The organism is Pseudomonas sp. UW4 (genome assembly GCF_000316175.1).
Lineage (GTDB): Bacteria > Pseudomonadota > Gammaproteobacteria > Pseudomonadales > Pseudomonadaceae > Aquipseudomonas > Aquipseudomonas laurylsulfatiphila.
On record NC_019670.1, the window covers coordinates 3,047,407 to 3,073,216 of the forward strand.

21 protein-coding genes and 2 pseudogenes are annotated in these 25,810 nt (G+C 56.7%); 10 read left to right on the forward strand and 13 right to left on the reverse strand.

Translation table 11 applies throughout. The features are described from left to right. Positions 1-5: 5 nt before the first annotated feature. From PPUTUW4_RS30235 to PPUTUW4_RS13255, 4 genes and pseudogenes are all read left to right on the forward strand, one after another. Positions 6-710, forward strand: a complete 705-nt coding sequence (locus PPUTUW4_RS30235; protein WP_015095111.1) for a hypothetical protein — start codon at positions 6-8, stop codon at positions 708-710. Positions 711-717: 7 nt separating this feature from the next. Then, positions 718-1,065, forward strand: coding sequence for a hypothetical protein (locus PPUTUW4_RS30240; RefSeq protein ID WP_227698128.1), 348 nt, complete (start codon positions 718-720; stop codon positions 1,063-1,065). A gap of 295 nt (positions 1,066-1,360) precedes the next feature. Next, positions 1,361-1,634 (forward strand): annotated as a pseudogene (locus tag PPUTUW4_RS30245) (TolC family protein); the annotation flags it as partial. A 488-nt stretch (positions 1,635-2,122) separates the two neighbouring features. Beyond that, on the forward strand, positions 2,123-3,223 hold the full coding sequence (locus PPUTUW4_RS13255) for a low temperature requirement protein A (protein ID WP_015095113.1): 1,101 nt from the start codon (positions 2,123-2,125) through the stop codon (positions 3,221-3,223). 228 nt (positions 3,224-3,451) lie between these two features. Here PPUTUW4_RS13255 and PPUTUW4_RS13260 read toward each other — a convergent pair whose 3' ends face one another. Both PPUTUW4_RS13260 and PPUTUW4_RS13270 read right to left on the reverse strand, forming a co-directional pair. Beyond that, positions 3,452-4,267: a CmcJ/NvfI family oxidoreductase gene (locus PPUTUW4_RS13260; RefSeq protein ID WP_049810806.1), complete on the reverse strand. Its 816-nt coding sequence runs from the start codon at positions 4,265-4,267 to the stop codon at positions 3,452-3,454. A 319-nt stretch (positions 4,268-4,586) separates the two neighbouring features. After that, a complete protein-coding gene (locus PPUTUW4_RS13270) occupies positions 4,587-5,894 on the reverse strand; it encodes an OprD family porin (protein WP_015095115.1) in 1,308 nt (435 codons plus the stop codon). A gap of 713 nt (positions 5,895-6,607) precedes the next feature. Between PPUTUW4_RS13270 and PPUTUW4_RS30250 the strand changes: the two are divergent. Both PPUTUW4_RS30250 and PPUTUW4_RS13275 read left to right on the forward strand, forming a co-directional pair. After that, positions 6,608-6,766 (forward strand): annotated as a pseudogene (locus PPUTUW4_RS30250) (alkene reductase); the annotation flags it as partial. Positions 6,767-6,837: 71 nt separating this feature from the next. After that, positions 6,838-7,821: an LLM class oxidoreductase gene (locus PPUTUW4_RS13275; protein WP_015095116.1), complete on the forward strand. Its 984-nt coding sequence runs from the start codon at positions 6,838-6,840 to the stop codon at positions 7,819-7,821. 51 nt (positions 7,822-7,872) lie between these two features. Here PPUTUW4_RS13275 and PPUTUW4_RS13280 read toward each other — a convergent pair whose 3' ends face one another. Both PPUTUW4_RS13280 and PPUTUW4_RS13285 read right to left on the reverse strand, forming a co-directional pair. Then, the gene (locus tag PPUTUW4_RS13280; RefSeq protein ID WP_015095117.1) at positions 7,873-8,184 is read right to left on the reverse strand and encodes a putative quinol monooxygenase; all 312 of its coding nucleotides are present in this window, start codon (positions 8,182-8,184) and stop codon (positions 7,873-7,875) included. An 83-nt stretch (positions 8,185-8,267) separates the two neighbouring features. Then, positions 8,268-9,275 (reverse strand): zinc-binding alcohol dehydrogenase family protein, encoded by a 1,008-nt coding sequence (locus PPUTUW4_RS13285; protein ID WP_015095118.1) that lies wholly within the window; start codon positions 9,273-9,275, stop codon positions 8,268-8,270. A gap of 109 nt (positions 9,276-9,384) precedes the next feature. Between PPUTUW4_RS13285 and PPUTUW4_RS13290 the strand changes: the two genes are divergently transcribed. The 3 genes from PPUTUW4_RS13290 to PPUTUW4_RS13295 all read left to right on the forward strand — a co-directional run bounded on the left by PPUTUW4_RS13290 (position 9,385) and on the right by PPUTUW4_RS13295 (position 11,933). Further along, complete coding sequence (locus PPUTUW4_RS13290) at positions 9,385-10,275, forward strand: LysR family transcriptional regulator (RefSeq protein ID WP_015095119.1); 891 nt, start codon at positions 9,385-9,387, stop codon at positions 10,273-10,275. Between the two features lie 553 nt (positions 10,276-10,828). Continuing rightward, complete coding sequence (locus tag PPUTUW4_RS28090) at positions 10,829-11,572, forward strand: SPOR domain-containing protein (protein ID WP_015095120.1); 744 nt, start codon at positions 10,829-10,831, stop codon at positions 11,570-11,572. Between the two features lie 70 nt (positions 11,573-11,642). After that, complete coding sequence (locus PPUTUW4_RS13295; RefSeq protein ID WP_015095121.1) at positions 11,643-11,933, forward strand: DUF6388 family protein; 291 nt, start codon at positions 11,643-11,645, stop codon at positions 11,931-11,933. A gap of 104 nt (positions 11,934-12,037) precedes the next feature. Here PPUTUW4_RS13295 and PPUTUW4_RS13300 read toward each other — a convergent pair whose 3' ends face one another. Together PPUTUW4_RS13300 and PPUTUW4_RS13305 are read right to left on the reverse strand one after the other, a co-directional pair. Then, complete coding sequence (locus PPUTUW4_RS13300; protein WP_015095122.1) at positions 12,038-12,892, reverse strand: AraC family transcriptional regulator; 855 nt, start codon at positions 12,890-12,892, stop codon at positions 12,038-12,040. Between the two features lie 188 nt (positions 12,893-13,080). Beyond that, positions 13,081-14,052, reverse strand: coding sequence for an XdhC family protein (locus PPUTUW4_RS13305; RefSeq protein WP_015095123.1), 972 nt, complete (start codon positions 14,050-14,052; stop codon positions 13,081-13,083). 90 nt (positions 14,053-14,142) lie between these two features. Between PPUTUW4_RS13305 and PPUTUW4_RS13310 the strand changes: the two genes are divergently transcribed. Next, on the forward strand, positions 14,143-14,928 hold the full coding sequence (locus tag PPUTUW4_RS13310) for an alpha/beta hydrolase (RefSeq protein ID WP_015095124.1): 786 nt from the start codon (positions 14,143-14,145) through the stop codon (positions 14,926-14,928). Here PPUTUW4_RS13310 and PPUTUW4_RS13315 read toward each other — a convergent pair. The 7 genes from PPUTUW4_RS13315 to PPUTUW4_RS13345 form a co-directional block, all read right to left on the reverse strand. Next, positions 14,921-16,273, reverse strand: a complete 1,353-nt coding sequence (locus PPUTUW4_RS13315) for an MFS transporter (protein ID WP_015095125.1) — start codon at positions 16,271-16,273, stop codon at positions 14,921-14,923. The two genes, PPUTUW4_RS13310 and PPUTUW4_RS13315, sit on opposite strands and share 8 nt — an antisense overlap. Positions 16,274-16,374: 101 nt before the next feature. Further along, positions 16,375-17,178 (reverse strand): enoyl-CoA hydratase/isomerase family protein, encoded by an 804-nt coding sequence (locus PPUTUW4_RS13320; RefSeq protein WP_015095126.1) that lies wholly within the window; start codon positions 17,176-17,178, stop codon positions 16,375-16,377. 19 nt (positions 17,179-17,197) lie between these two features. Next, positions 17,198-18,736 carry an AMP-binding protein gene (locus PPUTUW4_RS13325; protein WP_015095127.1) on the reverse strand — a complete coding sequence of 513 codons (1,539 nt, stop codon included), beginning with the start codon at positions 18,734-18,736 and terminating at the stop codon, positions 17,198-17,200. A gap of 5 nt (positions 18,737-18,741) precedes the next feature. Beyond that, positions 18,742-19,242, reverse strand: a complete 501-nt coding sequence (locus PPUTUW4_RS13330) for a (2Fe-2S)-binding protein (protein ID WP_015095128.1) — start codon at positions 19,240-19,242, stop codon at positions 18,742-18,744. A 2-nt stretch (positions 19,243-19,244) separates the two neighbouring features. Next, entirely contained in the window at positions 19,245-20,051 is an 807-nt protein-coding gene (locus PPUTUW4_RS13335) for an FAD binding domain-containing protein (protein ID WP_015095129.1), read from the reverse strand. Next, positions 20,048-23,047, reverse strand: coding sequence for a molybdopterin cofactor-binding domain-containing protein (locus PPUTUW4_RS13340; RefSeq protein WP_015095130.1), 3,000 nt, complete (start codon positions 23,045-23,047; stop codon positions 20,048-20,050). The genes PPUTUW4_RS13335 and PPUTUW4_RS13340 overlap by 4 nt, the downstream gene beginning before the upstream one ends. A 162-nt stretch (positions 23,048-23,209) precedes the next feature. After that, complete coding sequence (locus tag PPUTUW4_RS13345) at positions 23,210-25,420, reverse strand: EAL domain-containing protein (RefSeq protein ID WP_015095131.1); 2,211 nt, start codon at positions 25,418-25,420, stop codon at positions 23,210-23,212. Between the last annotated feature and the right edge of the window lie 390 nt (positions 25,421-25,810).

Sequence of the window (25,810 nt, forward strand, 5' to 3'; positions counted from 1 at the left end):
TCAACGTGACCAAATCAGCCGATCAAGAACAGGCTTCACCCTCCTCCTCTTTGCCGGCTTACGTATTTGAGGGCCCGGCTCAGGTTGCTATTCGAACTCGCACTAATGACCAGCCACGCTACGTCGATACTCGTTTGAATGTGTGGACATGGTACGACGGTGGAGTTGCACTGAAAATTGATTGGGCCGAGCTTGACTTAACTCCAGAGTTTAATGAAATAGCCAAAGGCTGCGCGGATGATTCAATGAATACAGATGGACTCCCAGAACTGACGGATATCGGTATCAAATGCTTCCTTGAGTCAGCTCCGCTTTACTCCAAGAGAAGTTTCAAACTGCCGCCGGAGCCGCGCGAGGACCTGCGTATCAATGAGATCGACTCATTTTGCGAATTTTGCGAACAGAAACGTCCGTTTCATGACAGCACTTTGCGCAGTGATCGTGTTGTTGGTGCGAAGGCCGCACTGATGGCCTTTCAGCCGTTGAGAACTGGAAAGGCTGGTTTTTCTTTCACCTGCGTCTCGTGTAAAAAATCAAACAGAATCTATCTGCTTGAGCAGACTGTCGAAGATGAAACCATAACGATTCAGAAGTACGGCCAACTGCCGCGTGCGGGAATACCGCGAGACAAAACGCTGCAAAAATTCTTTAAGGAAGATCGCGATAACTACGAAAAAGCAGTGATCTGCCTAAGTTATGAGTACGGTTAGGCGGATCGTGGAAAACAACATCAACCGTTTACTGGATCTACTACAGGAGGATGTGCAATCGTCCGGAGGGGACCAAGAGACTTTCACTGCGATTCAGTCTCTGCGCGATGAATCGCCAATGAGCGAAAAAATTAAAATCGCCAACCTTGCGCTTCCCGCGCATCTGAAGCCGGATGGTCTCAATCCTTTGGGCAAGCTGTATCAGGTTTTGAGCGAAGGGGTACATAACCTTCCCGAAGGGGAATGCTTAAAGAAAGCAAAGGCTGCAAGTGAATGCTTGGCGTTCCTTGTGAGTGAGCTGGCGTCGCGCAAAGAGCATCGAGCGCGCTTCAAGAGTTCGATCAGCCAATTGTAAGATCAGTCAAAAGCGGGTGAAAGCCCAGCGCAAGCCAACACCAGGACAGGACGACATGGCTCAACATCCTGAATCGCCCCAGGTTACCGACGAACGACGTCAGATAAATTCATGATCAAAAATACCGCCAGTGGTAAACCACCAGCTAATCAGCAATTGAGGCTATGGAATCACCAGAGTGATCGAGCAACGCTTCGATATCCGAATTCGCAGGGGCAAATCGATCGGCAATGAGATGACCGCGCGTTTACGGTGAAGGCGGATGGGCAACAGAACGAGCACGCGAGGCCTTGCTAAGGAAACCGAAAACGCGTTCAGCGACTACGGCACCCGACAATAGCGACTATAGTCATTGGTGAGCCAGAGCGAATCCTGTCGCCGCTTTACCCACCTGGCCCTCTATCAATACCGCGAAAGCACAGCGGACGTCGTCGTGCTTCTTGACGCAGAACGTGAACGTCTAGCTGCCGAAAACACTCAGGCTCAAGCTGAGATCAGGGCATCGTTGCCTTTATAAATCCCTTGATGGTGGATGGAGTTTTCCCGCCGGGCAATTCGTTTCCCGCTGAGCACACCCCAACCATCCATCTATCAGGGCTCAAGCAATGAACGTTTGCATTCGATGATATTTCAATACGGGAGATTGAAGAATCCACGGTGCTACCAGCGACAAGCATCGCTCATAAAGCAGTGGCACGAAAATATCAGCCCAGCGAACCGAGGACATAAAAAATGGCGATGTTAATTTTTGACAGTTCGGAAGATTCCATAGTCGAGGCCCGTGTCCTGGTCGAGGCGCTGAATGAATGGTTGGCGGAACAGCAGCCCAGTTGCCCGCTAAGGTCCGCCCGTGCGCAATGTTGCTATCGGCCCGATGGCACGCTGGATTCTGTATTGACCGTACTAACAGACGTGGTGGTGGACTAGGTCAGGTGTTGCACTCAGTTTTTGCGACCGCCTCCCAAGGTTGACGCCTATACCCGTCCACCCGTCCACCCGTTCGCTTAACCGTTAGTTTCCTTCTACATTAAAGAGGTGCACACGGAGCCAGCAGCGAATGAAATCTTTGAAGTATTATGAAAAAAATCGACACGCCACATGGTTAGAGTTGTTTTTTGACCTGATTTTTGTTGTTGCAATTGGCAAGGTTACGCATACTCTCGGACATCTTCATCACGGCCACTTTGAACAGGAGCAATTATGGACATTTTTACTGCTTTTTGTTCCATTATGGTGGATCTGGTCCAGCCACACGATTTACTCAAACAGGTTTGATACAGACAGTAACCTTCACCGCTTGGCAACATTATTTTTAATGTTGCTGCTCATTGTGCTGTCTGCACGGATTGGGGAAGAATTGGAAGTAAATTATGCGCTTGTTATTGCCTGCTATTTTGGTATACGTGCCATCATCAGCATTATGTACATTTCGTCCATAAGTAAATTCGATCACCGTAGCGAATTCTCCTCCAGGCTTGGCTTCGCCCTGTTAGTTAGCGCAGTTGTTAGTCTTTCATCCATTCTTTTTGACCCACCTATGCGTTACCTTGTCGCTTACATTGGGATTCTTCTTGATATTCTGCTCCCTTTATTTTCTTGGAGTAAGCTAAAGCCATTGCCAGCACATACAGAACACTTGGTTGAACGACTAGGTTTACTCACCCTCATCTTATTGGGCGAGTCGGTAATTAGCCTTTCTGGAGGGTTATCTAACATTCAATGGGATCGTTATAATGTGATGGCGGCAATCACCGGATTTATCATGATTTGCAGTATCTGGTGGATCTATTTTGATAGCTTTTACCTACTGAGCAAAAATGAAAGTAGTATGAGTGGACACTCCTTAATCTACTCGCACCTTTTTCTATTTATGGGGCTAGCACTCCTCGCAAATTTGATCAGACATGCGATCTTGAATGACATTGCAATGCGCGATTTCCAGATTATGTCAATCATCGGCATGGCCTTATTTTTCCTAGGCAAGCAATATGGCTATTTCATAGCCGTACCTAAAATAAGGAAATACATACTACAAAACACCTTGATCGTGTTTTCTCTAGGTGGGTTGGTTATATTCCTACCCCGCGTCGAGTACATATTGGTCGGCCTAACAGCAACCATGATCTGCTATGTTTTCCTTAACTTCAGGTATCGTTGAATCTTTATAATTAAGCCATATCACGGGTGGATCAGCTATCCGCGCGCACCAAAGACTGAGCAGCTGATTGTCGAGGACTGGCGCACTGCGGATCGTGCAGAATGTGGTTAGCTGTTCAAACCCTTCACCCAGTCGCTATACATCCCTACCAACGAGAAGCGGATGGTCGCCTGGTAAAGCACGGGGGCAAACACCGTGCGGGGGGAAGCCCGCGCCAAGTGGCAAAATCTAATCGAAGAAGGCCAGGGTGCGAACTTCGATACTCTCTCGCGGCGGCGCTCCCGGCGGCGTATTGGGGTCTTTGAAGGCGGTATGGGGCGTGAAGCGGGCACGGCCGTCGTGACGTGAGTCATACCCCTTGATCAGCAAGACTTCGTCACGGCGCATGTCCGGAAAATAGTACCAGCGCTGTTGCGGATTGTAGGCCAGGTGGTAGATCTCACCGATACGATCCGGATAGACCAAGTCGGTGGCCAGAAGGTCATTGGGGTCGAGCGTCGAGGCGTCCAGCACGGCCAGCGGTGAGCGCTTGACGGGCCCGCTCATCGGGCGCCAGAGGTTAATCTGGGCCACCGACACCAGTGCGGCGGCCTGATCCTGGCCCAGCACGTCGCGAATACGCTCAGGTCCCGAGCGGTCGGTGTAGTCATTATGCACACGGCTGGCTGGGCCGCGAATATCCCGCCGCTCGGCGTCGCTGCGCCTGGTGTGGTCGAAGATGACGACCCGGCTCGCGCCCGTCAACTCCTTGATCAAGGCCTTGACCTCGTCATAGTAGACGCTTTCCACTGAGGTATCGTCGTAGAGATCGTCGACCACCGTATCCTGCCGATGGAGTTTAAACCCCTGCTTGTCCAGAGAAAGGCTGTCTGCCAACGGACGACCGTTGTGTATCGTGACCTCGCGCTCCTCCTGCTCAGCAAAGTAGTGCGGTTCACTGTTACCGGTCAGAGCCTCGGTATGCACATAGGGCTTCGCATCGTGCTTGACCAGGTAGGTCAGTTTCGTGATGACGCTAGCGGGCATATCAGTTGTGTGCTTCAAGTAACACCTCCCGGTCTGCTGACCGCATCCGGCGTGGTGTCACCGTGGCGGCGCTGTAACTTGTACGTAGACACCCTCGCGCTCAATCGTATGCCTTCGAATGGACACTATCAAATGTAGCCCGAGGTGCATGGCACCCGACCGGTAGAAAAGGACCACTTTAACCTCGGCATCGACGACCAGCTTGACCATGACTGGCGTGTCGCACCACGGGTCTGCGCCGATCATGAGCATCCGATATCCCGGCCCGCCCTTTACAATCGTTTGTCTGCCATAACGGGTTCGGACGTTGGTTAAATCAAACTTCCCGCACCACTGTCTAGAGAAGCGGAATGCTGTAACTCACAAAAATACGATTCTGATCTACGTTACGAGATGCTTCACTATTGGACTTGCCGTTACGCCAGCCAAACCCGACGCCTTTGAGCGCTCCGGATTGAAGGACGTAGTCCAGACTAATGTCTCTTTCCCATTCCTTTTGGTTGTTGCCTGACGTAGTTTTAATATTATCGCCGGAGAGGTACATGACCGAGCCTTTCAGGCCAGGGACCCCCAGAGCGGCGAAGTCGTAAGCATACTGACCGAAAGCTGTGCGCTCGCCTGCGCGGGTGAAAGTTTGGATCAGGCGGTCTGTATACAGATACAGGCTTGCTCCACCGGCGCCCTTGTCAGTCAGGCTACCCTGATTGAGTTGAGTGAAGTTGCTGCCATCTGACACACTTTGGTACCCCGCAGTAATCGCGTGACCACCCAGTGTGTAAATCAACGCGGCACTCCAGGTACGGTTGTCGATTTCTCCACTACCGTTTTTGGTGTAGCCACTCATTCTGTAGCCTGACGTCCCGGAGCTATTTGCCCCTGACGAGTCAGTTTTGAAATAGCGCAGGTCGGTTTTAAGGGACTGATTGTCCGAGAGGGCAAGGGTGTGAATTAATCCCATAAAATGCTGCGTATAGTAGTTGTCGAGGCTGGCGTAGTAGTACTGAGCTGTCAGATTCTTGGTAACGTTCCAATCGCCCCCGGCGAAGTCAAACTGATTGCTTTCCCGCGTACCACCAGCAACGGCCAACCCCGTCTGATCGCTCGAACCACGTCCTGTTGCATGTTCGATCCGACCTCCAGTCAAGGTCAGCCCCTTGAACTCGCTCGAGGTGATTTGACCGCCTTCGAAGGTTTGTGGAAGCACGCGCCCATCGTTGGCGACCAGAATTGGGAGTTTCGGAATCAAAGTGCCGTAGCGAAGTTCTGTTTTCGACATTTTGACTTTTACGGTCAGCCCGAGCCGGCTCCACTCGTCGACGGCACGATTGTCACTGTCAGAAGGCATCATGGTGCTGCCGACATGCCGTCCTTTGCCGCTGTCCAGGGTAACCCCCAGCAACCCCAGGCCATCGACACCAAAGCCAACCATGCCATCGGTATAGCCCGATTTGAAGTCCAACATGAAACCCTGCGCCCATTCTTCGGTTTTGGAAGGGGCGGCAACGCCATCGCGGTTGTCGTTATTGAAGTAGAAGTTTCTCATTCCCAAGGTGGCTTTGCTATCACTCAGGAAGTCAGCATGCGCTTGGGCACACAGGGTGATACTAAGAAACACCGAACTTGCAGCAATTTTTTTTACATTCACTTATATAGCGCTCCATTTGTTATTTTAAAGTAATAGAAGCAACGCAAAATCTTCCAGGCCAACGCAATGCACACGAAGGAACGGTAGATAGTGTTCAGGTATATTTAGATAAATGAGCTAGCGGCCTGAGCGGTTAGTTATTGCCTTGAAGTCATGCCTCGAACCGGAGTCCCAGCGCTACTCATTTTTTCGCGGCTCTTGTTGTTATGCAGCGCGATAGCATTAGTGCCGAGTGTGTGAGAAAGGCGCAGAGAGTGCCTTGCCTGGGGAGATGGAGTTCTGCGTTGGGGTCTGAAAATTTATCTTATCGTCTGAATTTCAGGACTGGGGCCGGACACAATTGCCGGTCGAGCACCCAAAGGCTCAGCGGGTTGACCTGACGACTGTCCTCTGCCGCGGGTACAAATACCGGGTGAGATAATCCTTTGTCAGGATGCTCCCAGCGCACACTGAAAAGTTGTTGCGCCCTTGCTGCTTGGCTTTGTACATAGCCACTCAGCCTGCTGGATCAGTTGCAACGGCTGCTCGATGTGACCATCGCTCCAGCATGCGGCAAAAATAGCAACCCGAGGCGCGCCGATCACGACGCCCAAGGCCCAGACTGCGGTGTAACCATCTGCGACTGGTATCGAGACGGGCGACGAACATGGCGGTTCCGCGCAAAGCCGCCTACGCTTGTTGGATGATCCCCGTGCTTTTGCTCAGGCGATGTGTCGGGCTGGAGAGACTTGGTTTATTTTGACCGTCCGCTCATCGCCAATCCGGAACTGCCCGCGCGTACTGCCAGCAACAGGCCCCTCACTCCGGTCGACCCGACCAGCATGTACGGCGCAACGGGCAAAGATTGCACCCACTACCCCACCTGTCGTTCCCAAGCGACCGATGCCGCAGCACCTCTGGAAACAGGGGCGCTGTTCACGCTCTCCCATTGAGGAAGATGAGTATGTATCGGCCGAGCACGATTCCTTATCAGGAGCATCGAGGGTTCAGCCGAACCTTCACTCCGGGTCATTTGAGCCTGGGATTGTTCTTTCCTTTGGAGGCCTTCGATGGGGACACGCCGAACATGCTCAACCAGGTCGCATTGGCCAAACGAGCAGAGGCGCTGGGCTTCTGCGCGCTCTGGTTTCGCGATGTGCCTCTTCGGGACCCTAATTTCGGTGATGTCGGCCAAGTCTTCGACCCCTGGGTTTACCTGGGCTATATGGCCGCTCATACGTCGGAGATAGCGCTTGGCACCGCATCCATTGCCATCCCGTTACACCATCCTCTGCACACGGCCAAGGCATCAGCCAGCGTCGATCAGTTGAGCGCAGGTCGCTTGATTCTGGGTGTGGCTTCCGGCGATCGCCCAGTGGAGTTTTCGGCTTTTGGCATCGATCCCGAAAGGCGCGGAGACATCTTTCGAGAGCACTACGAGGTGATTCGCCAAGCCCACAGCACCAGCTTTGAGCCCATTCGCTGGAGCGGTGGTGAGATGCAGGGTGCAGACCTCATTCCGAAACCCACAACCCAAGTCATTCCAATGTTCGTGACAGGCAATAGCCGCCAGTCACTGGATTGGATCGCGCGCGAAAGCGTCGGATGGATCAACTATCCACGCCCACCGAACATGCAGCGACTGATCGTGGAAGATTGGCGGCTGGAGGTCATGAAGCAATGTGGTTCCGTCTATAAGCCCTTCACTCAGTCGCTTTACATCGACCTCGATGAGAACCCGTCCACGCCGCCCACTCGCATTCATTTGGGGTTCAAACTTGGACACTACCATCTCCGGTTTTTGCTGGAGTCGCTTGAGGAAATCGGAGTGGACCACGTTATCCTGAATCTCAAATACGGAAAGCGCCCTGCTGCGCAAGTCATTGAGGAGCTGGGGACTCACATCGTTCCGCAATTCGGAGTACAGCCACGTCCTGAAGCGAATTGATCCGCCGGCCGCCTCCACGCCGGCTGAGGTGGTGCGATTCAACTGGTTGAATCATAAGGCCAATACCTGCTCAAGGAATATCAGTTGCAACGGCTCTTCGAGCAGGTGATCTGCCGTGGCGGCAAAGCGCTGAAAGTAAGGCATCGAAAAATGCGCATCCAGCGCCGTCTGATCCCTGAAAGCCTCGCGCATGTAGAACGTGTCCTGCTTGTCGCGCAGCTTGAACAACACATAATCGAGATTGCCCGGCTCTGCTCGGGTCGGCTCTACCAGCGCCAGCAGTTCTTGTTTCAATGCCAGTTCTTTGCCTGCCTTGGCCTTGAGCACGGCAATCGATACCAACACGTTACTGGACGAATTCATCGTCAACGCTCCAACATTAAAAAAATGGCAAGTGATGCCGCAGGCGGTTCAGCGGGCCCGCAAGCGACCCGCCTGAAGTGAAATCAGAAACCTTCGAGAACGATCTTGCCCCGGGCCTTGCCGCTCTCGACTAGCGCATGGGCACGACGGATGTTTGCCGCATTGATCGCACCGAAGTGCTCGCCCACAGTGGTTTGCAGAACTCCTTGGTCAATCAGAGCGCTGACCCGATTGAGCAGGTGATGCTGGTTGATCATGTCCGGGGTTTCATACAGCGAGCGGGTGAACATCAGCTCCCAATGCAACGACAGCGACTTGCGCTTGAGCGGCATCACGTCAAGGCTGTCGGGATCGTCAATCACACCCAGACGCCCTTGCGGTTTGAGCACGTCGATCAGTTGTGCAAAGTGCTGTTCGGTGTGAGTCAGGCTGGCGACATAGTCGATTTCCGGCACGCCGAGCGCTTGCAACTGTGCGAGCAGTGGCTGGCTGTGATCGATCACGTGATGCGCGCCCAGCTGCCGCACCCAATCAGCGGTTTCCTGGCGTGAGGCAGTTCCGATGACGGTAAGGCGGGTCAACTGTCGGGCCAGTTGCACCAGCATCGAACCGACGCCGCCAGCCGCTCCGGTGATCAACAGGTACTTGCCCTCCCCTGACCCCTCGACGACACCAAGCCGGTCAAACAACAATTCCCATGCAGTGATCGAGGTCAACGGCAACGCTGCCGCATCGGCGGCACTCAATGACCCAGGCTTGTGCCCGACGATCCGCTCATCGACCAGATGGAATTCGCTGTAACTGCCGGTGCGGGCAATCGAGCCGGCATAGAACACTTCATCGCCCGGCTGAAACAGCGTCACGTCAGCGCCGACCTCGCGGACAATGCCTGTGGCATCCCAGCCGAGGATTTTCGGTTCTTTTGTGAAAGTTCCGGCGCGCACCTTGGTATCGACGGGATTCACTGATACCGCGCGAACTTCAACCACCAGATCCCGTGGACCAGGCGTGGGCACCGGGAGGCTGATGTCGATCAATGCGTGTGGATTGTCGATGGGCAAAGCATGTTCGGTAAAGGTGATGGCTTTCATGGACACTCGCTGTCTGAAGGGTGATGCACTCGTTCGCAGCCATCTTCGACTTCCCATGCACAAAGAAAAACAAGCAGAATGCGCCAACACTTTCACTACAGGAGTGAAAATGATCCGCATCGATGATCTTGGTTTATTCATCCGCAGCGCCACGCTGGGCAGTTTCACCGCAGCGGCGCTGGAGGCTGATCTTCTGCCTGGTCAGGTCGCCGCCGCCATCAAACGTCTGGAACTCGAGCTGGACGTACGCCTGTTCGCCCGCACCACTCGCAGCCTGCGATTGACTGCCGAAGGCGAGCAATATCTGCCCACCGCCCACTCAGTGCTTGAGACCCTGCAGCAAGGCAAGGAAAATTTGCGTGGTAAGAACGCCACGCTACGGGGCGTCCTGCAGGTGACAGCACCCTCCGATCTGGGGCGCAACATACTGCTGCCGTGGCTGACGCTGTTCCGCCGTCAGCATCCAGAATTGACTTTGCGTTTTTTCCTATCGGACCAGATGGCCAATCTTTTTCGCGACCCGGTGGACGTGGCGATTCGATACGGCCCGAATGAAGACGCCAACTACGTGGCACTGCCGCTTGCACCGTGGAACCAGCGAGTGCTGGTTGCCTCGCCAGAGTATGTGCAACGCTGCGGTTCTCCCCAAACGCCGGATGACTTGAGCAAGCATCACTGCCTGCTCTATCTGCAAAATGGCCGGGTCTACGACAAGTGGAACCTGGGCGGGCAAACCGTGCAGGTTTCGGGGCCACTGTTCAGCGATGACGCCGATGTCGTGCGACGCTGGTCGTTGGACGGTGAAGGTATCGCCTACAAATCCTGGCTGGATGTCAGTGCCGATATCGCCGATGGGCGCCTGCTTGTGCTGCTGCCGGATTTTCCTGGCGAAGCTTCGCCTTTGAGTCTGGTGTGCCCGCATCGCAAGCAGATCAGCCCTGCGGTTTCCCAGCTTTATACGTGGTTGAGTGGTCAGTTTTCTGCGCTGAAGCGCAGTTGAACCGAATGACGACAATTGATGCTTGTTGAGCATCCCTCGCTTCGTGGTTCGGCGGATCAATGCGCTCACCAAGCACAATATCCGGAGCGTTCACCAAGAACGCTCCAAGGTAGGAATGACACCTGAAATGTAGCGCAGGACACCGGCATCGTTTGAAAGGGTGACAAAAAATTCAATAGCTTCTCCCTGTCCGTACCGTAAAGGGCCGGCTAACAGTCCTTTCCTTTATAGCAAGCGCATAGGTATGACCTAAATCTTTGGCCAGTTACTTCGGCCACAACATTAACCTTAAATACAAGTGCTTTAATAGGCCAGCATACAACCCATCTGATACTATTTTTTTTCGTTCACCTGAGCCTTTTTCGTCAACCAGCATTCTATAAAGTGCAAGCCCGATGTTCTTTAAAACAACAAAAAAGAAGCCAACTTATTTTGGCGCTTGGGCACACTGACGCGCTCAAGAATCCAGACCATCCCAGGATAAACAATAGGACCATGCTTTATCAGAAAGAAATGGGACAAATAACTATTCATTTGATTTGGAGATGGTGCCGTGCGAAAGCTTGGCTTGGGTTTCCTGGTAACGGGCGTTGTAGGGCAACTATCAGCATTATTATGGACGTACACAGCCACAGGACCACTTTGTGAAAACAATGTCGACAACTCCTACATCCAGAAAAACGTGACAAAGCTAAAACAACTCATCGATGACACCGCTAATGAAGTTGTAACAAACCTCACTACAAAATATTCCGACGGGCTCACGCCCCTTGCGGAAAACGAATCCCCCATACCCGACTCAACGGAGGCTCACGCCGTACAGTTTTTGATCGAAAAGCCAGACGAATCGCCAGTATTTTCGCTGCCTTCACTGCCCACACAAGCACGCAATTGGACAATTATCCTTAGCGGCCTGATTACTTCTACCGGCCTGCTCCTGGTGCTCTTCGCCCGCAAAAAAACCTCTGATCCGCAATGGCACGTCTTTCGCTCCGTACCTGGGTCGCTAATCACGCTGGAAAGCCCGTGCTTAACGTGTGGTAGCTATATTTTCCACGCTAAAAAAGAAGCTTCAACCACGCCTTCATCAGGCTTGTGGGTGATCGAAATAGCGTTGAACACACCCAGCCGCCATCGCGCCACAAATGCCATTAAGCAACTGGAATTACCGGTAGCGCGTAAAGAAAACAACTTTGTCGTCATCGGCCCGTATAAACAAAAACAAGACGCAGCTCGAGTCGTGAAAGAGTTGAGTGAAAGTCATGGCGTTCGAGGATGGATGATGGCAGGAAATTGACACAGCCCTATTGAGCACCGAGCCAACTTCGGACAACCAGCAACTTATTGTATGCCAGAAGAGAGCATTCATGATCGCAAAAGAACTTAGAGCAGAACTTGCCCTGAAGAAGTTTCTGGATTGCAACTTATGGATCCAACTTGAACTCAGCGAGCTGAACTACAGCCTCGCTGATAATTGTGGATTGTCGCCGGAAGAATATCGCCTTAAATTTCTAAAAGAAGCATTTGAAGCAGAAGCAGACGCTCACGACTGCGATTGCTGGGATTTCATTCTGCAGTGGGTAGCCGAAACCATGGAAGAGCTTGAGTTGATGCGTGAAGAACGCATGAAAGAGATTTATGATTTTTTGGACGATTAGTGCATCCTACAAGTTTCGTAATCTATACACACCACTAATTCTAAAGATCAAAGACTAACTTCATCGGCGGGAGTATTGGCAAATACCCCCGCCCTTCTCTCGGTTCAAACCGCCGCGTAACAATCCACTACACGCCGATACTGGCTGGGAGAAGCTCCGATGTGTTGGCGGAAAAACCGTGTGAAATGACCTTGCTCGGAGAACCCGAGATTCTCCGACAACAGGCCCAACGTTCCACTGCGCTCACGCTCCAGCCAGGCAAAAGCCCGGCGCATGCGCGCGTCGTTCAGCAAAAGGGTCGGCGTCATGCCGGTGTCTTTCTTGAACAGCGCAAAGAAGTGTGCCCGAGACAGACCACAAGCCCGCGCGGCGTTGTCGATCGGGTTCGGATCATCGAGGTGCTCAAGCAACCAGGCGGTGCCACGGCGCACGCGCGCGTCCCGAAACTCATTTGAGTTCGGCGCACCCAGCAGCGACAAATGCCGCCAGCTGGAAAAGTCCTCGATCAGTTCGATCAGGAAGTCGAACAGCATGAACTCCAAGCGCTCTTTCGGCACGATCCCACAACCATGCGCTTCGGCGACCAGGATGTCGGCCAGGGTGCGATTTCGACTCGACAGCTCGATGCATGATTGGGAAAAAAAGTCCGGCCGACCGCTGAGCGCCAGCGACTGCTGGGCAGTGGCCAGCCAGGCGGGCTCGATGTAGAGCGCCAGGATGACGGTGGCACCCGCACCCGGCTGCGGATCGTAGAAATGCGGCTCCCAGGCGTTGACCAGCACCGCCGTGCGATCACTGAGCGGAACCCGCCGACCGTTAACGTTGAAGTAAGTGTCCTCGCCGGACACTTTGACCAGCACATGGCATTCGGAATGGGTATGGGTGACCAGCGAATGATCCATATTCAGCAAGGCGACCCGGCCAAACCTGCCGTGGAAAACCCGTTGGGCAATCGACATCAGATTCCTCCGCTCGCTTGAAGCGATATCGTTATCGGCCTCAATGCATATCATCGGGGCGTCTATCTATTTCTCAAGTCCGGCGATCGCTCTATGGTTCAGCAACACTTGGCTGGCCACTATCGCGCGCGAATGACCGAGCGTCTATATCGACTTTCGCAGGCCCCACGCTCGTCGGGAAAACCGCCTTACAAGGCATGGCGCTCTTTCCCGTGATAAACGCGCAGGATATCGGCCACCACCGCCAAGGCGATTTCCGCCGGGGCCTTGCTGCCCAGATCGAGGCCGATGGGCATGTGCAAACGGGCGATCTGTTCATCCGTCAGACCACCGATGCGTTTGAGCCGCTCGGCGCGTTTGGCCGAGGTTGCCTGAGAACCCATGGCGCCAATGTAAAACGCCGGGGTGTGGACTGCTTCCATCAGCGCCAGATCATCGATTCGCGGATCGTGAGTCAGCGCCACCACCGCGGTCGCCGCGTGGCAGCCTCCGGCGGCTATGAACATCGAAGGCAGCACACGTTGCATCTCCACGCCTTCGAGCTGGACATGCAGCATCTCCTCCCGGGGGTCGCAGGCGATGACTTCGCAGCCGATGGCGCGGGCGAAACTGGCGCAAGCTTCAGCGACCGGCGAGAGCCCCGCCAGAATCAATCGCAAGGCAGGGCCAACGCTGATGCGCACCCTTTCGTCGACGACTTGCACTCGCTCGCTGCCGTGTCCGGTGTCCGGGTCCAGGCGCAAGGCACCGCTGCTTAGCTCGACGTGACGCAGCAGACGACGCTGGCCGAGTAACGCCGCTTGCAGGCTCTCCAGGTGCGCGATCCATTCGAGACTGGCAGCGCGGTGCTCGACCAGCACGATCAGCACACCGCCACAGGGCAATCGTAAACGGTGGCGTTGCTCGACACTGTCGCCATAACTGACGATCTGCGACGGTTCGCGTAATTCACCGCGCGTCAGGCTCTCGAGAAACTCCTCTTCGACGCAGCCCCCCGACAGCGAGCCGACGTGTTCGCCCGCGCCATTGGTCACCAGCATCGCCCCCGGCGCACGCGGCGCCGAGCCATAGGTGGAGAGCACCGTGCACAGCCACTGGGCCTGCCCGTCGCGAGCCCATTGCAGTGCCTGGTCGATCACCTGAACATCGAGATGACGCATATTGTCTGTACCTCAAGCAAAGCGTGGTACTGCATGCCGGGTTACGTTTACGGTAACCTGCGAGCAACCTTGTTCAATCGTTGATTCAACATGTCTCCACAACAATTTCTGCAACTTGGGCCGCTACGCCTGGAATATCGCCAACTGCCTGCGGCTGATCCTTCGCGACCGACGCTGGTGCTGTTGCACGAAGGCCTCGGCAGCGCCGAACAATGGAAAGATTTCCCTCTGCAACTGGCCCAGGCCAGCGGTTACGGTGTGATCACTTACAGCCGTCAGGGTTATGGGCAATCGAGCCCGGTAAACCTGCCGCGTCCGCTGAACTACCTGAGCAGCGACGGCCCTCGGGAACTGCGGCAATTGCTCGATGCCTTGCAACTGTCGCAAGTGGTCTTGCTCGGTCACAGTGACGGCGCATCCATCGTCCTTGCCTATGCCGCCACCAACGATCCACGCGTGTTGGGCAGCATCGCACTGGCGCCTCACGTAATTGTCGAGGCCGAGAGCCTCGATGGCATTCGCCACACCACCGAGGCCTGGCATCAGGGCGAGTTGCGCGACCGCCTGGCACGCCACCATGGCACCAATGTCGACGGCGCTTTCTACGGCTGGAGCGACAGCTGGTTGCATCCGGACTTTTCCCTGGACGATCTCGAAGCGCAGTTGGCTTGTATCGAAAAGCCGCTGCTGGTCATTCAGGGTCGCGACGACCACTACGCCACGCCCGAGCAACTGGTGGTCATCCAGCGACAGGTCGCTGGACCGTGCCGCTGTGTGTTGCTGGATGACTGTCGGCACTCTCCTCAAACCGAAGCGCCAGAGCGGACTTTGCAGCTGATCGGCGAATTCCTGGAGCACCTCCCCACCGTTATTTGAAGTTGCCTTGGGTTTCTGGAATCACCACGCTGCCGATCAAGTAGATCACCGACAGACCGACGGCGAACATCGCCAGCACCATGGGAATCTGCGCCGGGCTGCTGCTGACCAGGGAGACAAAGGTCGGCATGGTTCCGCCGAGGGCGAAACCGATGTTCCAGGACAATCCGGTGCCGCTGGCTCGCAGCTCGGTGGCAAAGCGTTCGTTGAGGAAGATCAGAATCGGCGCGATGATCGCCCCGCCCATGAAGCCTATGCCCACGCAATACAGCGCAGTACGGGTCAGCGAACCCGATTCGGCGACACCCAGAAACATCATCGGCAGGCTCACCAGGTTGATCACACCCAGCAGCATGAAGGTCTTCTTTCGACCGATCAGGTCGCTCAGGTAACCGAAGGCCAGTGCTCCGACAATGGTTGCCACCGACCCGTACATGAGCATTTGCGAAGTCTGCGTATGAGGCACTTTGGCGACCACGTTGAGCAATGTCGGCAGATAACCGCAGGCCAGGTAATACGTGGCACCGCCGCCAAATGTAATCAGCAAGTTGACCAGCATCACGGCGCGGTACTCGCGACCGAACAGACGTTTGAGCGGCGACACGACAACTACCGCCGGCCCTTTGGTTTTGCGGGCTTGCTGCAGTTGCTGCCAGACTGGGGTTTCTTCCAGGTAACGGAACATCACCAGACCGAAAACCGTGCTGAGCAGGCCGCAGAAGAACATGAAGCGCCAGCCCCAGACGTCAAATTCCTCCCCGGGAAAGATCTGCGACAACACCAGATAAGTAGCTGACGCCAACAGCGCGCCCATGCCGGCGCCAGCGCCACCGATCAACCCGGACATCAAGCCGCGATAGCGCGGCGAGATGGATTCGGTGCCGATGGTGTGAGTGGAGGCAACGATGCCGCCAACGAAGATGCCCTGAATCACCCGTAATATCAGGAACAGTATCGGGGCCAATATGCCGACCTGATGAATGGTTGGCAACGCGCCAAACAGTGCCGTGGAAATACCGACGCCGACCATCGACACCATCAACGCACGCTTGCGGCCGTGTTTATCGGCATACGCGCCGAAGATCGCCGAGCCCAGTGGACGCACGAGCAAGGCCACGGCGAACGAGGCATAGACCGCGGCCAGCGACAGGGTCGGGGTGTCCGAGGGGAAGAACATGCGGCCGATGATCGGCGCCACATAGAGCAGAATGAACAGGTCAAACAAATCCAACGCCCAGCCGAATGTCGAGGCAAATGCCGCGAGCAAAGCCTTGCCCGGTGGAATCTGCGGTGTATCGATAGCGGCGCTGTTGGGTGATGCAGTTATTGTTGTTGTCGTAGTCATGGTTGCCTCACACAAGCGGTGAATCAAAAGGGGCGGCAGGCCCTGCTCCGTAAGGTGTACGCCGTTACCAACATACTCCCGGGCCTGCTCGCCGGTACGATTTACTCGCCGATAAACACGGCCGCGCGCTTGCTGTGAAACGCTTCAACGCCTTCCTTGAAGTCCTTGGAGCTGCGCAGACGGCTGTAGCAGTGACCTTCCATTTCAATCGCGACGGTCAGCGGCGCATCTTCGTTGTCGTTGATCAGTTTTTTTGCCGTGCGCTGAGCCAGCGGCGAGAAGCGCCGCAGTTCTTCAACCAACGCATCGACAGTGCTTTCCAGTTCGGTATCCGGCACGACCTCGGTAGCGATACCCCAGGCATAGGCCTGGTCGCCGGTGATGCGTTTGGCACGCATCACCATGTGCTTGGTGCGGGTGATGCCGATGATTTTCTGCAGGCGTGCGGAGCCACCCGAGCCCGGGATCTGCCCTAGGTTCTGCTCGGGCAAGGCGTAGCGAGTGGTTTGCGAAGCAATGCGGAAATCGCAGGCCAGGGACAGCTCGAAACCGACGCCAAAGGTATAACCACGGTTGGCAACGATCACCGGTTTTTCGCAACGTGCCGGTGCCGCGACGTTCCAGGCCAGCTTCGAAACGTGCTCCGGCGACGCTTCGAGGAAGCCTTTTATGTCGCCGCCGCTGGAGAAGTGTTCACCCACCGACCGCAGCACGATGACGCGCACATCTTTGTGTGCATCAAGGGCTTCGAAGACCAGGCGCAGTTGATCGCGCTGCCCCATGGAAATGACGTTCAACGGCGCCCGGTTCAGGATGATGTCAGCGCGCTCGCGGGACACATCGACTTCAACCTGGAAGCCATCGAACTGAGTGTCGAGAAATTGCTGGATCGCTTGTTGTTGCATGGGAGTGTCCTCTGGATGATTAGCTGATGGCCTTCAAGGCCTGTTCCTGGAATTGCGCCAGCAGCACGCGCCGCAGCACCTTGCCCACTGGAGATTTGGGAATCTGCTCGATGAACTGGTAACGCCGTGGCCGCTTGAATTTGGCCAGGCCCGAAGCGATGCAATGGGCATCGAGGTCGCCTTCCGAGACTTCGGCGCGCAGCTTGATAAACGCGGCAATGATCTTGCCCCACTGCTCGTCGGGCAGACCGACCACCACCACTTCTTCCACTGCCGGGTGCAGAGAAAGCATGTTTTCGATTTCTGCCGGGCTGACGTTTTCGCCGCCGGTGATGATCAAGTCATCGACACGACCCGTGACGAACAGATCGCCCTCCAGATCGAAGTAGCCGATGTCGCCGGTGAAATACCATCCATCACGCAACGCCTTGGCGGTCGCTTCGGGGCGGTTCAGATAGCCCTCGAACGCCTCGTCACTTGCCAGGTCGGCGATGATCTGGCCCTCCTCCAATGGGTTGACCTGCACGTCCGGCGTTTGAGCATCGATCGGCACCACGCGCACGCGCTGGTTCATAGCACTGCGCCCTGACGAACCGGGTTTGCGGTTGGCTTGCTGGTCGATGGTGAAGGTGTAGATTTCCGAGCTGCCGTAATGATTGACGAACAATTGCGGCTGGAACGCCTGCTCGACGCGACGCATCAAACCGTCGCTCATCGGCGCACCGGCAAAGCCGATTTTCTCCACACTGGCGACTCGTTCACGGGCAAAGGCCGGGTGCTCAATGAGCATGTGGTAGAGCGTCGGCACCAGGTACAGGTTGCTGACCTTTTCCCGTTCGATGGCCTGCAGCGTGGCTTCCACGTCGAACTTCGGCACACAGACGAAATGTCCGTCGATCAGCGCCATGGACAGCAACGAACGCACGCCCATGGTGTGGTAAAGCGGCATGACACCCAGCGTGCACTCGCTCTGGCGGTAGAGGTTTTGCGCTACGTGGGCAACCGCCGCGGCGCGTTCGCAACGGTGCCGCCGGGGCACGCCCTTGGGCTTGCTGGTGGTTCCGGAGGTGTACAGCAGCAGTGAAAAATCCTCGGCGTCGGCCTGCAAAATGATGCCTGAGGGGGTCTGCGAACACAGTTCCTCGAAACTCAGGTCGGTGTTGGCGGCACGCAGACCGGCGGTGATCCGTGGCAGCCTTGTGGCGGCGCTGCAACCGGCCACGGCGGTCACGGTAGCGTCGTCGTAAGCCACTGCACGGATTTGCGCATCTTCGATGCAGTAGCCCAGTTCATCGGCGGTCGAACGCCAGTTCAACGGGGTCATGACGATGCCCGTAAACTGGCAGGCCCAATGCAGGGTTGCCATCTGCCAGCGGTTTTGCATTGCTACCAGCAGTCGATCACCGCGTCGCAGCCCAAGGCATTGCAAGCCCCAAGCGGCGCTCTGGATATCGACGAACCAGTCCTCATAGGTTTTCTTCAGTGCACCGTCACTGACCGCCACGGCGTGCGGCCGGCGTTCAACGGCAGCGAGGAAACTGCGTCCGAGATCGAACATTTTTGTTATACCCCTTTGTTCGTTTGGCGCTGGGCAGCGACTTCGAGCACGGCCTGGACGATGCCTGTGTAGCCGGTGCAGCGACATAGATGCCCCGAAAGCATGTCGCGTACCTGGATCTCGTCCGGGCTGGGTACCCGTTCGAGGAAATCCACGCAGGACATGAGAATGCCCGCAGTGCAAAAGCCACACTGCAAGGCGTGATGTCGGCGAAAGGCTTGTTGCAGATCGCTCAGCGTGTCGTCGTCGGCCAGGGACTCGACGGTCTCGATACGGCGCTCGTGCCCCTGTACCGCGAGCATCAGGCAGGAACGCATGGCGACTCCGTCCACCAACACCGTGCAGGCGCCGCAGACGCCGTGTTCGCATCCGACATGGACACCGGTGGCACCGAGGTCGTGGCGCAGGAAGTCGCAGAGTTGGGTCCGCGGTTCAGCCAGTGCTTCGCGGGAGCGGCCATTGAGTTCCAGGCGAATCGGAAAGGTTTGGTCGGCAGTTACACGCATGTTCAGACTCCTTCGATCAGCTGATGACCCAGCTCGCGAATCAGTTGGCGGCGATAGGCAGCGCTGGCCTGCACGTCGTCTTGAGCGTCGAGCGACCAGGCGGTTTGATTGAGCGCGTCCGGCAGCCCCGCACCACGAGGCAGACTGCGACGTTGCGGACGGTCAGCGACCCCGCCGATGCCGAGTTCGACCTGCTCCGCGCCGATGGCCGCGGCCAGGGAGACAATTGCAAAGTCGCCGTGGCGCATGGCGATTTCGCGGAAGCGATAAGTGATGCCTTCGCGCTTGAGCGGAAAACGCACCTCGACGACCAGTTCATCTGCACGCTTATCGGTGGTGAGAATGCCTTGGAAGAAGTCGGCAGCCTTGACGATGCGTTTGCCTTTTTTCGACTCGAGAACGATCTCGCCGCCCAGCGTCACCAGGCACAGCGGCAGCTCGGCGCTGGGGTCGGCGTGAGCCACCGAACCGCAGACGGTGCCGCGATTACGCGTCTGGAAGTGACCGATCCAGGGCATCGCCAGTGCCAGTAAAGGCACCTCGTCCATCAGGGTCGAACGCGCCAACAGCTGCGCCTGTCGTACCCCGGCACCTACCGCCAGGCAATCCTTGCGCAGTTCGATGTAGGCCAGCTCAGCCACATGATTGATATCGATCAGCAACTTGGGTTGAGCCAGCCGCATGTTCAACACCGCCATCAGCGATTGGCCACCGGCAATGATGCGAGCTTCCTGGCCGTACTCGGCGAGCAACTCCATCACCTGACGACGGGTGTCAGCCCGAACGTAATCGAAAGCAGCCGGTTTCATTGCGCACCTCCCTTGCCAAACAGCGCGCCAAGCGAGGCCTGCAATCGTGCCCACCAGCTGGTGGAAATGGCTTGGCCGCTGACCCGTTGCGACAGGCGAGTAAAGATTTGTCCGATGATCACTTTCGAGGCCCCTTGCAACATTCGGCCGCCGACCGCGGCGACTTTGCCGCTGACCGCCACCTGGTACTGGTATTCCAGGCGTGTGTGGCCATTTTCCAGTTCGACGAAACGCACCTTGGCCTGGCCCTGGGCCGAACCCATCAAGCTGCTTCCGGAACCGGACAGTCGCAATGAATGCGGAGGGTCCAGATCACTCAGGGCAACCTTGGCCTCGAAGCGCGCACGGATCATGCCGACGCCGACGGTGACATCCGCGCGGTAACGGTTTTCGCCTTCTAGCACCAGGTCGTGACAACCGGGAATGATCGCCGCCAGCGTCTGCGGGTCGAGCAAGGTATCGAAGACCTGTTGCGGCGAAGCAGGAATCACCACCGAGTCGTTGGCCCGCAGTGCCGGTCCACCGGCAGGTGCTGTGTCCAGGTTTTCATCAGGCTCCATACCGGCGGGCCGTGGTGGTTCGTCGATCCCGATGAGCGTGCGTACTTTGGAGGGAGTCAGTGGCAGACGAATGTCCGAGCGACCGAGGGCGTCGGCCACCGCGTTGGCGATACACACCGGCGTGCTCATATTGTTGCCCTCGCCCACGCCCTTGGCGCCCAGCGGGGTGAATGGCGATGGCGTTTCCATGTGCAGGATCATCGGTTCGATCACTTCCGGTGCGGTCGGCACCAGATAATCGGCGAAGGTCCCGCTCAGGAAGCTGCCGTCCTCGCCGTAGGCGAACTCTTCCATCAGCGCCGCGCCGAGGCCTTGGGTGAAGCCACCACGAATCTGGCCATCGACCAGCGCCGGGTTGAGCAGGCGGCCGGCGTCATGACAGGTGACGTAGCGATCAATGTGGATCTCGCCGGTCATGCGGTCGATTTCCAGACCACAGATGTCGAAGACAAAGCCGTAGCACAGCGAGCTGTTGACCTGATCCTGGTCGTCCGGGGCCACCAATTGCGGCGGGCTCCAGAAGGCGGTTTCGCGCAGGCCGCCACTTTCACCTTCCGGCAGCAGTCCCGGCGACCAGTGGGTCGCACCGGCAATCCGATGGAATGGCGCCACCGCTCCACCATTGACCACAAAAATCTTGCCGCCCGCGAAACGAATATCTTCGGGACTGGCCTGCAATTGCTCGGCGGCAATTTTGGCGAGGCGATCGCGGATCTTCAGCGCTGCCTTGTAGACGGCACCGGCCACAGCGCCGGCGAAACGGCTGGAATAGTTGCCCGAGGCGATCGACCAAGCGTCCTTCTGGGTATCCAGTTCGACGTTGACCACGATGGATTCCAGCGCAACCCCAAGCACTTCGGCAACGACCTGAGCGACGGTGGTTTGATGCCCCTGCCCTTGCGGTGCCGAGGACACGTGCACGCTGACGTCACCCAACGGGCCGACGTTGATGGTGGCGGTGGCGACAGCGCCGTTTTTCGGACCGGCCTTGCGCCGCTCTTCGGATGTCATCGCAGTGGTGATGTAGCCCATGTTGGAAATCGATGGTTCGATGACTGCCGCATAACCGATGCCATAGATCCGGCCTTCGGCACGCGCCTGATCACGACGTTTGAGCAACTCGTCGAGACCGCCGTCAGTCGCCGCCAAGGCAATACCCGCCTGGTAATTGCCTGAATCGAGCAACGCACCGGCGGCCGCTTGATAAGGAAAGGCATCGGCCGGCACCAGGTTGCGGCGGATCACGTCCAGCGGATCAAGGTTCAATTGCACGGCGATGTGTTGCAGCAGCCGCTCCAGGGCGAAATACACCTGCGGGCCACCGAAACCTCGGTTCAGGCCGGAAGGGGTTTTATTGGTCAGCACCACCCGGTTGCGCACTTGCACATTGCGGATCGCGTAGGCACCTGTCAGGTTGCCGTGCATGCGGTAGAACGTCGCTGGCTCAGGCGCTCTCAGGTAGGCACCACAATCGTCGATCTGGTCATAACGCAAAGCGGTGATGCGGCCATCCGCTTCGACCGCCGCTTCAATTTCGGTCACCCGATTGGTTGCCGAAGAAGCCCCCTGAAGATGTTCCAGACGGTCCTCGACCCACTTCACCGGTGCACCGACCTTGCGTGACGCCAGGCCCATCATCACCACGTAAGGGAAAACCCCTTGCTTGATGCCAAAGCTGCCGCCGGAATCCTTCGGAGTGCGCAAACGCAAGCGGTTGCCGGGAACGTTCAGTGCACGGGCCATGACCGTGTGCAACGCATAGGGGCCCTGGAAATTGGCCAGCACGTCATAAATGCCGGTGGCGCGCTCGTACTGAGCCAGCACCACATAGCATTCAATGGGTGTGCAGGAACTGCGCGGAAACTTCACTTTGAGCGAGACCTTGTGCGGCGCCTGCTCGAACGCCTGCTCCGGCTCGCCATAACGAAAGCGTCGTTCGTTGACCACGTTGCTGCCGACGGCTTCGTGCAGGATCGGCGCCTGTTCGGCGGTGGCCAGTTCGGGATCGATGATCGGGGGCAGCGGCTCGTATTCAACGCGCACACCTTCGATGGCGTCCTCAGCCAAATAACGGCTCTCAGCGATCACCACGGCCACTGGCTCTCCGACATAACGCACCTTGTCCACGGCGACGCACCAGTGCTCCATCGGCTGCCGTACACCCACCGGGAACGGTAGCGCCCAGCGTTTGACGTCTTCGCCGACCAGCACGCCGTGCACGCCTTTCATCAGCAGCGCTTTGGAAAAGTCCACCGAGGTGATCCGCGCATGAGCGTGGGGTGAACGGATGATCGCCGCATGTAGCGTACCCGGAGGGATCGCAGCGTCATCGGCATAGCAGCCGAGGCCGCGCAACAATGCGGCGTCCTCGACACGGGTCTGACGGGCGCCGATGTGGCCGGTCTGGCTTTCGGTAGCAGGTTGGAAACTAGTCATTTTTTCGCGGCTCTTGTTGTTTTGCAGCGCGATAGCGTTAGAGCCGAGTGTGTGAGAAAGGCGCAGGGAGCGCCTTGCCTGGGGAGAGGGAGTTCTGCGCTGGGGTCTGAAAATTTGCCTTAGCGTCTGATTTTCAGGTCTGGGACCCGACAGAATTGCCGGTCAGGGATGGGACGCGAGAAGGCTCAGGAAAGCTTCGACTTCTGCATAGGGCATCGGTTTGGCAAAGAAATACCCTTGAAAAATATCGCAGCGACTGCCCTTCAGGAAATCCACCTGAAACGCCGTTTCCACGCCTTCGGCGACTACCGTCAGGCTAAGGTGATGGGCCATGGAAATAATTCCTTGGGTGATCGCTGCATCGTGATGGTCGGTAGCGATTTCCTGGATGAACGAGCGGTCAATCTTAATCTTGTCGATGGGCAAACGCTTGAGGTAGCTGAGGCTGGAAAACCCGGTGCCGAAATCATCGAGCGCGATGCGCACCCCCAACGCCTTGAGCCGGTGCAACGTGTCGATCGCCTGTTCAGCGTTATGCAACAGCAGCGACTCGGTGATCTCCAGCTCCAACTGCTCACCACGCAGACCATGTTTCCCCAGGGTGGCCTGGACACACTGGACGAACTGGCCACGCTGAAAATGCATCGGCGAAATATTCACCGCCATTGAGATGCCGGTGATGCCCTGCTCGCCTAGCTCGCGCAGCTGCGCGCAAGCCGTATCGAGTACCCACAGGCTCAGCGCGATGATCTGGCCGCTGTCCTCTGCCACCGGCACAAACACCGCGGGTGAGATAAATCCTTTTTCCGGATGCTCCCAGCGCAGCAACGCTTCGATCCCGACCACCCGGCACGTGCGCGCCTCTATCTGCGGTTGATAATGCAGCTGTAACGATTGAGTTTCGATAGCTTTTTGCAGGTCATTGCGCAGGCTCGCGTGCTCACAAACGCGCTGATTAAGATCGCTGGTATACCACTGAAAGTTGTTGCGCCCTTGCTGCTTGGCTTTGTACATGGCCATGTCAGCCTGCTGGATCAGCTGCATCGGCTGCTCGATGTGACCATCGCTCAGGGTGATACCGATACTGGCACTCACGTGCAGGTCAATGCCCTGGACACAGTAGGGTCTGGCAATGCTGGCCATCAAGCGCTCGGCCACCGGTACAACGTCCTCATCACGAAGCAGGTCTGGCAGCAGAACGATAAATTCATCACCGCCCATGCGCACGATGGTATCCCCGGGACGAACCTGCTGGGTCATACGCTGCGCCACCTCAATCAGCACCTGATCGCCGAAGTAGTGCCCGGTCGAATCGTTGATGGATTTGAATCCATCCAGATCTATGCACATCACAGCCAGACGACGCTTACGCCGACGACTGATGTGACAATCCAGAACAAGCCGGTCTTCAAGCGAAACACGGTTGAGCAAACCTGTCAGCCGGTCATGGCTGGCGTTGAAGCTCAATTGGCGCTCGAAATGCTTCTGTTCGCTGATGTCCCGGGCAATGCCAAATACCCCGACGATCTCTCCGTTGACCATGATCGGCAGGTTGGAAATGTCCATGGTCAGCAATTTATCACTCTCGTCGAGAAGCCGTGCCTCGAAGCGTTGAGGCTCTCCAGCGCGGGCTGCGGAAAAATGCTGACTGACCCGTTCCAGGTCTCCTTCGAGCAACAGGCGGGAAAAGTGATGACCGAGAAAATCGGTTGCGGTGTGCGGTTTCAGCTTCAGGCCTGCTGGATTCACACTCTGGATGTTGCCGGCCAGATCGAGAGCGAACACCGGGTTGGGGTTGTAGGTGAACAATGACCGAAAACGTTGTTCGCTTTCCTCCAGACGTTGGCCGTCACGTTCACGGCGGATCGCAATGACTGCCAGTTGGGCTGCAAAGGCCAGTCGTTGAATCTGCGCCTCGTCCGGCGTATGGGCGCGGTTCTGGTACAGGGCAAATGTGCCCAACACGCATCCTTGATGGGAGAGCAACGGTACCGACCAGCAGGAACGCAGGTTATGCCCCAAAGCCAGGCTGCGGAAACGCTCCCAGTTTGGGTCCCGGGCGATGTCTTCGGTGACCACAAGTTCGCGCCGGAACGCTGCGGTGCCGCAGGTTCCTTCGTGTGGACCAATGGCCATTCCATCAATCGCCTCGCTGTACTCGGCCGGCAGGCTGGGCGCCGCGCCGCTCAGCAAGCGTTTGCCCTCGGCATCAGTTAGCAGGATGGAGCAGAAGGTTTCGGGGGCCTGATCGTCAAGCATCTGGCAGATGGCGCAGAGTATGTCGCCCAGATGATGATCGGTCGCGATCATACCGAGAATGTCACGCTGCGACTCGGGGAAGGTCTTGCTGTGAAAGCTCGGACGAGTATTCATGGTTGTTCCTGAAGACTCTCGAGGTCGTCCGGTCTTCAGAGAGCCAGAAATAGTGGCGGCCGATCACTGTCCACTAGTGCGTCGGACGCGCACTCTATAGAGCACCGGCTAACTAATAAAAGGCTCAGATTCAACACAAAAAACAGTATCAGATTGCCGCCGTTGAGCTGGAATGGTCGGGGTGTTCGGCCGTTTCGATGTTCTGCTGGGCCGGACAGTTCGGAAGCTGCTGCCCGGTTTCCATGAACATCGACCGATGAACATTTCCACGCCATCAGCCGTCGGGCCTGCGGCAGAACATAGTAACGGCCTGCCTATGAACATATGACATGGCCCACTTGTTAAATCATGTGTCACCCGAACATACGCTCTTTGACCACATCACAAGAG